A 12,975-nucleotide genomic window follows, 5' to 3' on the forward strand; every position below is an offset into this window, starting at 1 on the left:
ATACCCAGGAATCATATAACTAGAACGCCAAGGAGACGTATGACACTGCACGCACAAGGCCCCGTCACGGCCATTTCCCGCACCCCCTTGACCTTGAAGATGACCGTGGCGGCGCTGGCCGGCGCCGGCATGTTGAGCGGCGCCTCGGTGTGGGCGCAGGATGCGGTCCCGGCCGAGGGCACCAGCGTGGTCACCGTCGCCGGCGTGCGCAAGGCAGCCCAGAGCGCCCAGGCCATCAAGCGCAATGCCGATGAAGTGCTCGATTCCATCGTCGCCGAGGAAGCCGGCAAGTTCCCGGACAAGAACGTCGCCGAAATGCTCGGCCGCATCACCGGCGTGCAGATCCGCCGTGAAAACGGCGAAGCGCGCGAAGTCGTCATCCGCGGCTTGCCCGGCCTGGTGACCCTGCTCAATGGCCGCGAAATGTTCACCGCCGGCAAGGAAGGACGCAGCCTGTACCTGGCCGACATTCCCGCCGCCATGCTGCAGCGCGTGGACGTGTATAAAACGCAGGGCGCCGACATGGTCGAGGGCGGCACTGCCGGCGTGATCGATGTGCGCACCGCGCGCCCCTTCGATGCCAAGGGCTTCGCGGCCAGCGTCACGGCGCGCGTGGAAAACCGCGACAAGTCGAATACCAACGATCCCAACCTGTCGGGGATGATCTCGAACCGCTGGAAAACCGGCTATGGCGAGATCGGCGCGCTGCTCGGCCTGTCTTACCAGGATGGGAATTACCACGATGAGGTCACCTGGAATTCGCCGCCGAAGGACCGTGCCGCCGATCTCGGCGCCGGCATTTCCGCGCCGGACGAGCTGGGCCATGTGCTGTACCAGGGCCAGCGCAAGCGCGTGGCGGCCAACCTTGCCGTGCAGTGGCGCCCGAACCCGGACCTGGAATTTTTCGCCGAAGGCATGTCGACCGAAATCCATCACGATGCCGAACGCCAGTTCTATGTCGGTTCGCTCGGCCTGAACAAGCGTTCCAGCTATTCCCTCATTCCCGGCACCAACCAGGTACAGACGGCCACCTCGACCAATTCCAACCCGTTCGCGCTGGGCTCGACCCAGGCGCCGCACGATTACTCGCTGGGCAGCCAGGGCGCCATCGGCGCGCGCTGGAACGTGGCGCCGGGCTGGCGCGTGAGCACCGAGCTGGCGCGCACCCTGAGCCGCGTGCGCCAGGAATTTCCGATTGTCGACCTGGTGGCGGCCCCGCCTACCATCACGGGCAATACCTACGTGAATGGCGGAGCGCAATTCTCCTATCCCGGTTACGACATGACCAACCCGGACAATTACCGGGTCACCACGTTCTTCGATAACCACAACCATGCCGAAAGCCGCTCGACCGACTGGCGCGCCGACGCCACCTGGAGTCCGGACAACGATGGCTTCATCAAGGAAGTGGCCACCGGCGTGCGGGTTGCCAAACGCACCGCCGCGTATGTGCACGAGCTGAACGGCTTCACGCCGGCGCCGCGCAATATTCCTCTGGGTTCGGTGCCCGGCCTGGCCTGCAATTCGATGCCCATGGCGGGCGACTACGGCATGGCCTCGTGGGTCACGCCGTGCGCTTCCTACATGCACGACAACATCGGTTCGCTGCGCACCCTGTTCAACGGCACCGGCGCCAAGACTGCGGAAGACAAGCTGTCCCAGTTCGACAACCAGGAAACCACCTACGCCATCTACACCAAGGCCAAGTACGGTTTCCGCGCCGGTGATGTTCCGGTCGACGGCACAGTCGGGGTGCGCGTGGTGCAGACCAAGGGCGTGCTGAACGGTTATTCGCAGGCCAACGACGTGATCTTGCCGGTATCGAGCTCGCCAACGTCGACCGATGTGCTGCCGAACGCCACGCTCAAGGCCATGATCCTGCCGGAGGTGCAGGCGCGCCTGACGGCGGGCAAGTCGGTACAGCGCGCCAATTTCGACCAGTTCAATCCAGGCGTGTCCTACAACGTGCCGAGCACCACCGTGCAAGCGGTGGGCACGGGCGGCAATCCCGACCTGAAACCGATCGAAGGCAAGAACTTCGATGCCGCCGCCGAATGGTATTTCGCGCCGACCGGCTCGCTCACGGCCACCCTGTTCCGCCACGACTTCAAGAATTACATCCTGACCAGTTCGACCAAGGAAAGCTATAACGGCATCGTGTACGACGTGAACCGTCCGCGCAATATGTCCAAGGGCACGCTGCAGGGCGCGGAACTGTCCTACCAGCAGTTCTACGACAAGCTCCCGGGCTGGCTGGGCGGCTTCGGCCTGCAAGCGAACCTCACCTACATGAAGGGCGAGCTGACCGATACCGGCGGCGTGCTCAAACCGTTCGTGGGCATGTCCAGGCTGTCGTACAACATCGTCGGCCTGTACGAGCGCGATGGCTGGTCCGGCCGCCTGGCCTATAACTGGCGCGACAAGTATGTCGACACCTTCAACTATCGCGGCCTGGGCTTCGACTTGATCGTCGACCCGATCAAGACCATGGATGCCTCGGTCTCCTACAAGATCAGCGAAGCGATGAGCCTGACCATGGACGTGGAGAACCTGCTTGACCGCAAGTACCACGATTACCATGGCGTCGCCAGCAATCCGCGCGATATCCGCCGCTACGACCGCGTGCTTGGCTTGTCGCTGCGCTACAAGATGTAAGTCGCGCCTGGTGAACGTCCCGGAAGCGTTGCGTGGACATGGCACGCAGCGCTTTCTGTCCTTGTATGGCTGAGAAAGTTTGAATGAATATGCTGGCTAACAATTCCCAAAAGTTGTCGACCCTCGAAAAGGTCGGTTTTGGCACCGGCGACATGGCACTGAACGTGGTGATCTCGTCGATGATGCTGCTCATTACCTTCTTCTACACCGACATCTACGGCTTGCGCACCGAGCATCTGGCGCTGCTGTTCGTGGTGGTGAAAATCATCGGCGCGGCGGCCGACCTGGCCATGGGGCAGGTGACCGACCGCTTCACCTCGCGCCTCGGCCGCTACCGCCCGTGGCTGCTGTGGCTGTGCGTTCCCTACGGCGTCAGCGTGTTTTTCGTGTTCACCACGCCAGCCTGGGGATATGACGCCAAGCTGGTGTGGGCGTACGGCACTTACATCCTGATGACCCTGATGACGGCCGGCGTCGGCATTCCCTACATTTCCCTGATCAGCGGCTTGACCAGCGACCCGCAGGAGCGCCTGTCGGCCAACGGCTACCGCCTGTTCTTCGCCAAGGTCGGCGCCTTCATGGTGACCATCATCGTGCCGCTGCTGGCCGAAGAATGGGGCAAGGGCAGTGCGGCGGCCGGTTACCAGGCCGCGATGGCGGTCATGGCGGTGATGGGCGTGGCGCTGTTCCTGTTCTGCGTGTTCACCACCACCGAAAGGGTGATTCACGTGGTCGAGCGGCAATCGCTGGCCGAGCAGTTCAAACTGCTGATGCGCAACGACCAGTGGCTGATCCTGTGCGGCGTGTGCGTGACCGGCACCATCGGCTATGTGGTGCGCGGCTCGGTCGCCATCTACTACGCCACTTACTACCTGGGCCTGGGGCCGAAGATGGTATCGGCCTTCCTGTCGACCGGCGTGGCGGCGGCGATCCTGTCGATGGTCGCCTCGACCTGGATCACCAAGTCGTACTGCAAGGTCAAGCTGTTCCGCTACACCCAGCTGGGCGTGGCCCTGATCAGCGTGCTGATGTACGTGGCCATCAAGCCGGGCGACGCCGTGCTCGCCTTTATCCTGTATTTCGCGCTCTCCTTCGTGGTCGACCTGCATGCGCCGGTGTTCTGGTCGGCCATTGCCGAAACCATCGATTACGGCCAGGTCAAGACCGGCAAGCGCGTCTCCGGCTTTGCCTTCGGCGGCATTTCGGTGTGCCAGAAAGCCGGCATGGCGGTGGCCGGCGGCATGGTCGGCCTGTTGCTGACCTATTTCCAGTACGTCCCCAACCAGGCGCAGACTCCGCTGGCGCTGAGCGGCATCGCGCTGATGCTGACCGTGATCCCGGGCTTCTTTCATTTCCTGATGGGTGCGCTGATGTTCAAATACCGCATCACCGACAGCTACTACGGCGACGTCAAGAGCGACATGCGCAAGCTCGGCCTCGCCGCCACCTGACTTACCATGCACAACGCCACGACCATGCAGATCCTGACACCCCTGATCGAACAACGCGCCGATCCCTTCATCTACAAGCACAGCGACGGCTATTACTATTTCACCGCGTCGGTGCCGGAATACGACCGCATCGAAGTGCGCCGCGCGCGCACCATGGCGGAACTGGCAAACGCGCCCGCAGTCGATGTCTGGCGCAAGCCCGATTCCGGCCCGTACAGCGAACTGCTGTGGGCGCCGGAAATCCACTTCAACCAGGGCGCATGGTACGTCTACTTCGCCGCCGCGCCCAGCCGCGAGATCAAACACAAACTGTTCCAGCACCGCATGTACGCCGTGCGCAACACCAACTCCAACCCGCTCGAGGGCGAGTGGGAATTCATGGGCCAGATCGACACCGGCATCGATACCTTTTGCCTCGACGCCACCACCTTTACCCATGCCGGCGTGCTGTACTACCTGTGGGCGCAAAAGGACGAGGCGATCGAAGGCAACTCCAACCTCTACATCGCGACGATGGCCACGCCGTGGCAATTGAAAGGGCCGCCGGTCATGCTGAGCAAGCCCGAATTCGGCTGGGAAATCCGCGGCTTCTGGGTCAACGAAGGGCCGTCGCTGCTCAAGCGCAACGGCAAGATCTTCATCAGCTACTCGGCCAGCGCCACCGACGAGAATTATGCGATGGGCTTGCTGTGGGCCGACGAGAACGCCAACCTGCTCGACCCGGCCGCATGGACCAAGCTGGCCGAGCCGGTGCTGCAAACCTGCTACGAACACGGCATCTACGGCCCGGGCCACAACAGTTTTACCTATGCCGAGGATGGCGACACGGTGATGCTGGTGTACCATGCCCGTACCTATACCGAGATCGTCGGCGACCCGCTGTGGAACCCCGACCGCCATACATTCGTCAAGCCATTGCGCTGGGACGAGCAGGGCATGCCCGTGTTCGGGCGTGCGTCGCTCGCCTGAGCGAACCCAAACGAGGAGCACCGTGCAAGCGAGTATCACGCAAACCGCATTCGGCCACCTGCCCGACGGCAGGGCGGCCACGCTGACCACCTTGACCAACCCGAACGGGCTGCTTGTCAGCATCACCGATTTCGGCGGCATCATCACCGAAATCCACGCGCCCGACCGCAACGGCGTGCTGGCCGACATCACGCTCGGCTTCGACAGCGTCACGCCGTACGTGGAGGAGTCGCCGTACTTCGGCGCCCTGATCGGGCGCTACGGCAACCGCCTGCGCGATGGCCGCTTCACGCTCGACGGCCAGGTAGTGCAACTGCCCGTCAACGATGGCGCGCACCATTTGCACGGCGGGGCGCTGGGCTACCACCGCGTGCTGTGGCGCGCGATTCCCTTTCAAGAAGGCGAGTCGGTCGGCGTCACCCTGATCTACCGCAGCCCTGATGGCGAGCAAGGCTATCCCGGCACGCTCGACGTCACCGTGGTGTACGAACTGACCGCCGCCGATGAACTGGTGGTGGCCTTCGACGCGGTGACCGACAAGGCCACGCCGGTCAACCTGACCCAGCATGCGTACTTCAACCTGGCCGGCGGCGGCGACATCCTCGGCCACGTGCTGCGCATCGATGCCGACGCCATCACGCCGATCGACAGTACCCTGATTCCGACCGGCGAGCTGGCGCCGGTGGCCGGCAGCGCCTTCGACTTCCGCACGCCGCACGCAATCGGCGAGCGCATCGGCGCCGACGAAGAACAACTGCGCCACGGCAGCGGCTACGACCACAATTTCGTGCTCAACCAACCGGCGCCGCGCACGATGACCCTGGCCGCGCGCGTGCATGAGCCGGTGTCGGGCAGGGTGCTCGAACTGTTCACGGAAGAACCGGGTGTGCAGTTTTACAGTGGTAATTTCCTCGACGGGACACTCAGCGGCAAGGGCCGGACCTACGGCTTTCGCTGCGGCTTTTGCCTGGAACCGCAGCACTTTCCCGACTCGCCCAACCAGCGCACGTTTCCGAACACCATCTTGCGCCCCGGCGAGGAATATGCGACCGTATCCAAGTACAAATTTTCGGTGGAGAAATGATGCTTGAACTAATGGTCGACGCCAACAATGCGCTGGGCGAATGCGTGCTGTGGTGCGAGCGTAGCGGGCGGGTCTTCTGGACCGATATTCTGGGGTCGACCCTGTGGGCGCACCATCCTGCCACGGGCGCCACGCGCAGCTGGACCATGCCGGAGCGGCTGGCATCATTCGCCTTCACCGACCATGACGGACGCCTGCTGGTCGCTCTGGCGACGCAGCTGGCGTACTTCGAGCTGGAAAGCGGGGCGCTCACGCCGATTTGCGAGGTCGAGGCCGGGCTGAGCACACGCCTGAACGATGGGCGCTGCGACCGCCAGGGACGTTTCGTGTTCGGTACCTTCAATGAAGTCGAGCCGCGCCTGGCGATCGGCGGTTTCTATCGGCTCAACCGCGACCTGAGCCTGGAGCGCCTGCCACTGCCGCACGTGGCGATTGCCAACAGCATCTGTTTCAGTCCCGACGGCGCGACCATGTATTACTGCGATTCGCCGGAGCGGATGATCCGCTGCTGCGACTACGACCTGGTCAGCGGCGCGCTGTCGAACCAGCGCGTGTTTGCGCAGGTACAAGGCGAGGGCGAGCCGGACGGCTCGTGCGTGGATGCGCGCGGCTACCTGTGGAACGCCCAGTGGGGCGCGGGCAAGCTGGTGCGTTATGCGCCGGACGGCAGCATCGACCGCAGCGTGGCGCTGGCGGCCAGCCAGCCGAGCTGCGTGGCATTCGGCGGCGCGCTGCTCGACCAGTTGTATGCGACCAGCGCCAGGGTCGGGCTGGCCAATCCGGTGCAAGCTGATGGCGGGCTATTCAGGGGGACGGTGCCGGGTGTGCGCGGCTTGCCGGAGAGCCGGTTTATTTGCTGATCGTGCCCCTGGGGTTATTCCAGCAAGGTATTGATTGCTGCAAGGTCGTCAACGCTCAAGCGTCCGCCAGCCTGCTTGAGCAGCAGCAGTGCGACGACATGGCGATGGCGCGCTTGGGTCAGTTGCAGTTGTGCCTGGCCATTGGTCTGGATCGCGTTGAGCACATCGGTGAGGGTGCGGGTGCCGATTTGCTGGCCCGAGCGTATGGCGGCAAGCGCGCGCTCGGCCGCTGCCGCCCCCGCTTCGATGATCTTGATTTGCGTAATACTTCCTTGTGCTGCCTCCCATTGTGCCTTGATGTTGCGCGTAATGTCGCGCCGGGTCATTTCGACTTGCGCGATTTGAATGTCTCGCCTTGCCACGGCTTGCCTTTCTTGTGCCAGGGTGGCGCCACCCATCATGAGCGGGATGGACAGCTGCAGGCCCACGGCCGAATGCGTCGACGTCCTTGGGGGCTGATAGTCACGCGGAGCCCGTTCCGAGGTGACAGTGAGCGCTAATGTGGGAAGATGACCGGCCTGCGCCGCATGAATGCGTTCTTTTGCCGCGCTAATGCTGGCGTCGCCAGCTTGAAGTTGCGGGTGGTCGGCCAGGGTATCGGCTTGCGGGTCGGGCTCAAGCACGGCAGGCTGCCATGTTTTCTTCAAGTGTTTGAGTGGTTCCGGTGCACGGCCGACGAGTTGCTGGAGTGCCTGGCGGGCGTCGGCCAGCGCCTCCTTTGCCTGTTGGGTAATCGCCTGTGCCAGGCCGAGAGTTGCGCGGGCTTGATCGACGTCCGCGGCTGCCGACAGCCCCTCGGCCACGCGCACTTCGCTCTGCCGTACCAATTCGGCAAATGCGGCTTCGTTGGCGCCGTACGTGGCAAGCTGGCTCTCCGCGGTCAGCATGTCGAAGTAGCGAATGGCGAGCTCGGCCAGCAGAGCCTGCTTGGCTACATGGAAATTGGCGTCTTGTGCATTCGCCTCGGCGCGCGCGGCGTTCAAATTGGCGCGGGCGGCGACATCCACCACCGACTGCGTGATTTTACTGCTGGTCGTATTGTAGGATGGGGCTCCGCCCGCGCGCTGCTGCGACACACTCAGCTGCCATTGCGGCAGCAATGGCGCACGGGCGGCATCGACATCCGCGCTGGCCAGGCGGGTTTGAGCGGCGGCGCTTTGCAGCGTCGGGTAGTTGACGCGAGCATGCGTGTATAGCGTGAGCAAGTCGTCGACTGGCGCTGCCGCCACATGAGGCCCGATGCCAAGTAACGCGATCCAGGCCCACTGCTTCACGCACTGCCTCCCTTGGCAGTGAAGGCACTCGACAGGCGAGTCACTTCGCTTGCGTGGCCATCCTTGACCCGGACGATCCGTTGGGCGCGCTCGGCCAAGGGCAAATCGTGCGTTACCATGACGATGGTTGCGCCGCCAGCGTGGAGCTCTTCCAATAGTTCCATGACGCCGCGCGCCATTTCGCTGTCGAGATTACCGGTGGGCTCGTCGGCCAGCAGGAGTGCCGGCGAGCCAGCCAGGGCCCGGGCGATTGCCACCCGCTGTTGCTGACCACCCGACAGTTGACCAGGATAGTGCTTTGCACGGGAGCCGAGACCGACCCGTTTTAGTGCGGCTTCAGCCAGTTCCAGACGCTCGGAGGCTTTGATGCCCCGGTAAGCCAAAGGGACTTCAATATTGTTGATCAGGTTGAGATCAGGAATCAAATTGAAGGCTTGAAAGATGAAACCGATCTTGCGATTGCGGAAGCGGCTCCGTGCGCTATCGTTCATCGTGCTCACGTCGGTTCCATCGAGCGAATAGGTGCCGCCGGTGGGCGTATCGACCAATCCGGCGATCCCCAGGAAGGTACTTTTTCCCGATCCGGACGGCCCGGTGACTGCGACGAATTCGCCTTGCTTGACGCTGAGGTTAAAGTCACGCAAGGCGTTTGTTTCGACGCTCTCGGTACGGTAGACCTTGGCAATATGTTGCATCAGAAGCATAGATAACCCTACTTGATTAGTTGAACGCGTTCGGCGTTTTTGAATAGTTCGCTACCTGAAATAATGATTTCTTCGCCGCTCTGAATGCCATCCAAGATCTCCACTTGCGACATGCCCTGTGCACCGAGGCGTATCGGGCGGCGGACCGCCACATCGCCCGTGACCACGTAAGCCCAGCGCCCGCCGCCTTCTTCCACAAACGCGCCGCGCGCGATGCGCAGTATCTTGGCGCGGTTGTCGAGTAATACGCGGACGGAAAGCCGTTGATTCTGGCGCAGTGCCTCAGGTTGCGCCCCATCAAAACGCAGTCTTGCAGAAACTTCCCCATTGACTACTTCAGGCGACACGCTGCTGACGCGGCCGCGCCACTGTCCGCCATTGCCGCTGATTTCCCCGGGCATGCCAGCGGTCAGCTCGCGCGCCTGGCTTTCCGCGACTTGAACCTGGACCTCAAGTTTGCTCAGATCGACGACTGCCAGCAGTTTTGCATCTTTGGCAACCGTGGAGCGGTCGTTGACGAAAATCTGGCCCACTTGCCCGTCGACCGGTGAGCGCACCGACAGTTCTTCTTGTTGCCGCTCCAAATCGCCTACCTGTAATTGAGCGCGTTCGTAAGCATGGCGGCGCGCGGCAAGCTCGAAGCGGGTCGCGTCATTTTTCAGGGTCGATGCCTTTTTCGCTTGCTCATACGCAATTTTGGCGCGCGCCACGGCATCCCGCGATTGTTCGACTGTCAGGCCGGAAGTAGCGCCGACGTCGAATGCACGCGTCTGGCGAGCAAGTTCGTTGCTGGCAGAGGCAAGTCCCAATTCGGTCGTTTGCACCGCAGCCTCGGCGCTCGCATCCGCCAGGCGTGTATCCGCCTGGGCAAGCAGCCAGGCGCTCTTGACCGCGTCGGCGGCACTTCGGGCTTGTGCCAGATTGGCTACTAATTCAGGGCTGGTGATCGTTGCCAGGACCTGGCCTGCTTTCACAGGGTTGCCAGGTTCGACGCTCAAGGTGATCGATCCGCCCGAACCCGCATACAAGGTCGGCGCCGAAGCGGCCACCACTTTGCCTTCGGCCGAGACATCGCGGGTCAGATCGCCGATCTCGGCAGTTGCCGTGGTCAGACGCGAACGGCTGTAGCTTGCTCCCCCGTTGACGGTATGTTTGAACTGGAACCCGATGCCGGTTGCCGCGGCGATGGCGAGTATCCCGGCGAAAAGCAAGCGTTTTTTACGCGGTCCGGAGGTCGGAAGCGCAGAGTCCTGGGCAGAGGTATCGGGTATCATTTTCCGGGAAAAATTATGCGTGTTGGGTTGTCAGGCGGACTTGATTGCGGTCATCGGTGAAATGCTGGAGGCGCTCAGGGCCGGCGCCAGGACAGCCAGCTGGCCCAGAATCCATAGCACAAGCGCGCCGATCGGCATGTAGACAAGTGGTAGTTTGGGCAATTCGTAATAACGCATCAATCCGAGATTCATTTCATAGGCGAATAGCATTCCCAAAGTGATCCCGAGCGTGACGATGATAAAGTTTTCGATTTGAAAATAACGCAGGATGTCGCCTTTGGTGGCGCCGAGGGCACGCCGAATCCCGATCTGCTTGCCGCGCTGGGCGACCCAGAAGTTGGCCAATCCGATAATGCCCAATGCGGTGGTGCCCAGCAAACCCGCGATCAGGCACAGCAGCAATCCCAGCATGATGTTCGATTTTTCAAAAAAATCGTGGCGCAGGTCTTGCAGGCTCTGGCTCGCGTCCAGGTCCACTATCAGATTGGGAGCGGTTTTTTGCGCGATTTTCCTGGCGTCGGCGACGATGCGCGCCATCTCGTTCGGATTGCCGCGAATGAGGTATTTACCATCAAAACCTGCCCCACTGGCGGTCGGAACGAATACCGTCCAATCGGGATCGTCCTCGGCGCTGATACTCGGATAGACCGCCGAAAAGTGGTCCAGCACACCGATCACCCGGAATGCCGTGTTGGTCACCCAGAATTGTTGTCCTATCGGGTCCTTCCCGGGCCAGAATTTCGCTGCGAGCTTCCTGGTGATCAGGACGGGAGGATTGGCGGGAAACAGTTGGGTGAGCGGTGTGTACTCGTCCTTCGATGGCACGCGCCCGCTGATGAGCCGCAAGCCGAACGATTCGATGGCGGCACTATCGCCGAGATAGAAGTCGATCACGCCGGCCGACTGTTTTTGTTCGGGGTCGAGATGCACCCCGGCCCTCAGGCCGCCACCGCCGAACGGGACCGCGCTGACCACGCTGACGTTCTGGACCCCGGCCACGCCACGCAAAGCGGCGACCATGCGGGCGTTCAAGTCGGGCGCCTGCTGTTGATCGTAGCCGACGATTTTGATCAGCGCCAGGGACGGTTCCTCAATACCGCTGTCAATGCGCATCGACTCGATACGCTGCATGACGAGAAAGCTGGCATTGCAAAGAACGGCGCAGGAGAGCGAAATTTGCAGGGTAATCAGAAATGTCACCAAGCGATGCTTGCGTAACGCGGCCAGCACATATCGAATCTGCATAAACTCCTCTCTATAACTGGTTTAATTGTACTGCGGGTTGAATCAGCGTGGCACGTAATGCCGGTATGATTCCAGCCAATAAGCTGACCGCCACGGACAGCGCGAACGTCATGCAGAACATTGGCACGTCCAGGTAAGCAAGGTCGACATAAGACACGGGCTGCTGACGCACCAGATAAAGGCCGAACAGGGTTAACAACAAGCCTGCTACGCCACCCAGAAAACCGATGCAAGCGGCTTCGGCAAGGCACTGCGCAAATATCGCGCCGCGCGTGGCGCCGAGCGCGCGGCGCAAGCCGATCTCGGGGCTATGGCGCAGGAATTTTGCCAGCAGAAGCGCCACCACATTGATCAGGCAAATGGCCAGGAAGGCGAATGCGAGCACGGTTTGAAGTTTTACATCGGCGGGCACCACGAGGTTAAAGTCCAGCCATTCGCCCAGGGTCCGAAGGCGCGTATTTTCAGCATATTTGACGCGCCCTTGCTGTTTGAGTTGCGCCGCGCTGTTGTCCAGAAAGCGCTTATAGGCGGCAACCTTGGCCGGGTCATCCAATCGAACCCACAAGCCAATCCAGGTGCAAGGCGCGCGTTCCAGATTTTCCAGTTGATCGCGTTTCGCCCAGCAGTTGAAAGGTTGGAAATTTCCGCCGTTGACTTCCAGGCTGGTAAAAAAAGGCATGAATACATCATCGGGTTGCCTGTAAAACGACGATGTGTCGCCGCCACTGAAGCGGCCGCCGCGGACGGCATAAAACAATGGCGCCGGTCGCCACGCTGCGAGCACACCGACGATCTTGACATCGGCGTTCGCTACGCGAATGACCTTGCCGACGCTATTCGCGCCGCCGAACAGTTTTTCATTGAGCGATGCCGAAATGACCGCCACCCGCGTCCGTCCAGTGTCATCGGCGGCGCTCCATGCTTGTCCAAAGTGAAAAGGGACATCAAACATGGAAAAGAAATCGGCAGTCGTGGCGCGCAGCGACAGCATTTGCGCAGGGAGCGACGCATCGGCCGGACGCACCTTGGCCTTGCTGCCTGCGACCAGGATCTGCTGATCCGCCTGGCCGGCCTTCCACAGGTCGACCGCCGTTTGGTAATCAAGGACGTCTGGCGGCTCCTTGCCCTTGGACTGCGGGTTGACATCGATCTGAGCATAATAAATGTGCTGGCTTCGACCGGGCAGGGGATCGCCTGACAATAGACGCATCACGGTGAGCGTGGTCATGCTTGCGCCGATCCCGACCGCGATCGCCAGCACCATCAAGGCAGTCAGTACCCTGTTGCGCTGCGTATTATGCCGAACTACTTTTAAAATATAACTTAACATAAGCCGACCAATTAAAAAGACCCAGTGGGGGATGTCGCCGGCCCCGTGTTGCCGGGCAGGCGCTGAAGAATTCATTTCCAGGCGCAATTGAAGTCAAGTTTCCCGGCGCAGCATTGCGATTTCCTCATC

Annotated in this window: 10 protein-coding genes; 5 read left to right on the top strand and 5 right to left on the bottom strand. The window is 61.7% G+C overall.

All coding sequences use genetic code 11. The annotated features are described in order from the left end of the window. The first annotated feature begins 39 nt into the window (after nucleotides 1-39). The 5 genes from F2P44_RS23645 to F2P44_RS23665 all read left to right on the top strand — a co-directional run bounded on the left by F2P44_RS23645 (nucleotide 40) and on the right by F2P44_RS23665 (nucleotide 7,019). Complete coding sequence (locus F2P44_RS23645) at nucleotides 40-2,655, top strand: TonB-dependent receptor (protein WP_167089921.1); 2,616 nt, start codon at nucleotides 40-42, stop codon at nucleotides 2,653-2,655. Between the two features lie 83 nt (nucleotides 2,656-2,738). After that, nucleotides 2,739-4,106 (top strand): MFS transporter, encoded by a 1,368-nt coding sequence (locus F2P44_RS23650; RefSeq protein WP_167089923.1) that lies wholly within the window; start codon nucleotides 2,739-2,741, stop codon nucleotides 4,104-4,106. Nucleotides 4,107-4,112: 6 nt separating this feature from the next. Continuing rightward, nucleotides 4,113-5,075, top strand: coding sequence for a glycoside hydrolase family 43 protein (locus tag F2P44_RS23655; protein WP_267877625.1), 963 nt, complete (start codon nucleotides 4,113-4,115; stop codon nucleotides 5,073-5,075). 22 nt (nucleotides 5,076-5,097) lie between these two features. Continuing rightward, complete coding sequence (locus F2P44_RS23660) at nucleotides 5,098-6,159, top strand: aldose epimerase family protein (protein WP_370662742.1); 1,062 nt, start codon at nucleotides 5,098-5,100, stop codon at nucleotides 6,157-6,159. Continuing rightward, nucleotides 6,156-7,019: an SMP-30/gluconolactonase/LRE family protein gene (locus F2P44_RS23665; RefSeq protein WP_167089926.1), complete on the top strand. Its 864-nt coding sequence runs from the start codon at nucleotides 6,156-6,158 to the stop codon at nucleotides 7,017-7,019. The genes F2P44_RS23660 and F2P44_RS23665 overlap by 4 nt, the downstream gene beginning before the upstream one ends. A gap of 14 nt (nucleotides 7,020-7,033) precedes the next feature. Here F2P44_RS23665 and F2P44_RS23670 read toward each other — a convergent pair whose 3' ends face one another. The 5 genes from F2P44_RS23670 to F2P44_RS23690 are packed head-to-tail and all read right to left on the bottom strand — an operon-like array spanning nucleotide 7,034 to nucleotide 12,780. Then, nucleotides 7,034-8,293: a TolC family outer membrane protein gene (locus F2P44_RS23670; RefSeq protein WP_167089928.1), complete on the bottom strand. Its 1,260-nt coding sequence runs from the start codon at nucleotides 8,291-8,293 to the stop codon at nucleotides 7,034-7,036. Next, nucleotides 8,290-8,997, bottom strand: a complete 708-nt coding sequence (locus tag F2P44_RS23675) for an ABC transporter ATP-binding protein (RefSeq protein WP_167089930.1) — start codon at nucleotides 8,995-8,997, stop codon at nucleotides 8,290-8,292. The genes F2P44_RS23670 and F2P44_RS23675 overlap by 4 nt, the downstream gene beginning before the upstream one ends. 8 nt (nucleotides 8,998-9,005) lie before the next feature. Next, nucleotides 9,006-10,271 carry an efflux RND transporter periplasmic adaptor subunit gene (locus F2P44_RS23680; protein ID WP_167089932.1) on the bottom strand — a complete coding sequence of 422 codons (1,266 nt, stop codon included), beginning with the start codon at nucleotides 10,269-10,271 and terminating at the stop codon, nucleotides 9,006-9,008. Between the two features lie 30 nt (nucleotides 10,272-10,301). Beyond that, complete coding sequence (locus F2P44_RS23685) at nucleotides 10,302-11,516, bottom strand: ABC transporter permease (RefSeq protein WP_167089934.1); 1,215 nt, start codon at nucleotides 11,514-11,516, stop codon at nucleotides 10,302-10,304. A gap of 10 nt (nucleotides 11,517-11,526) precedes the next feature. Further along, entirely contained in the window at nucleotides 11,527-12,780 is a 1,254-nt protein-coding gene (locus F2P44_RS23690) for an ABC transporter permease (RefSeq protein WP_223165093.1), read from the bottom strand. Nucleotides 12,781-12,975 lie beyond the last annotated feature (195 nt).

The sequence above is a fragment of the Massilia frigida genome (assembly GCF_011682175.1).
In the GTDB taxonomy this organism is placed as follows: Bacteria; Pseudomonadota; Gammaproteobacteria; order Burkholderiales; family Burkholderiaceae_D; genus Telluria_A; species Telluria_A frigida.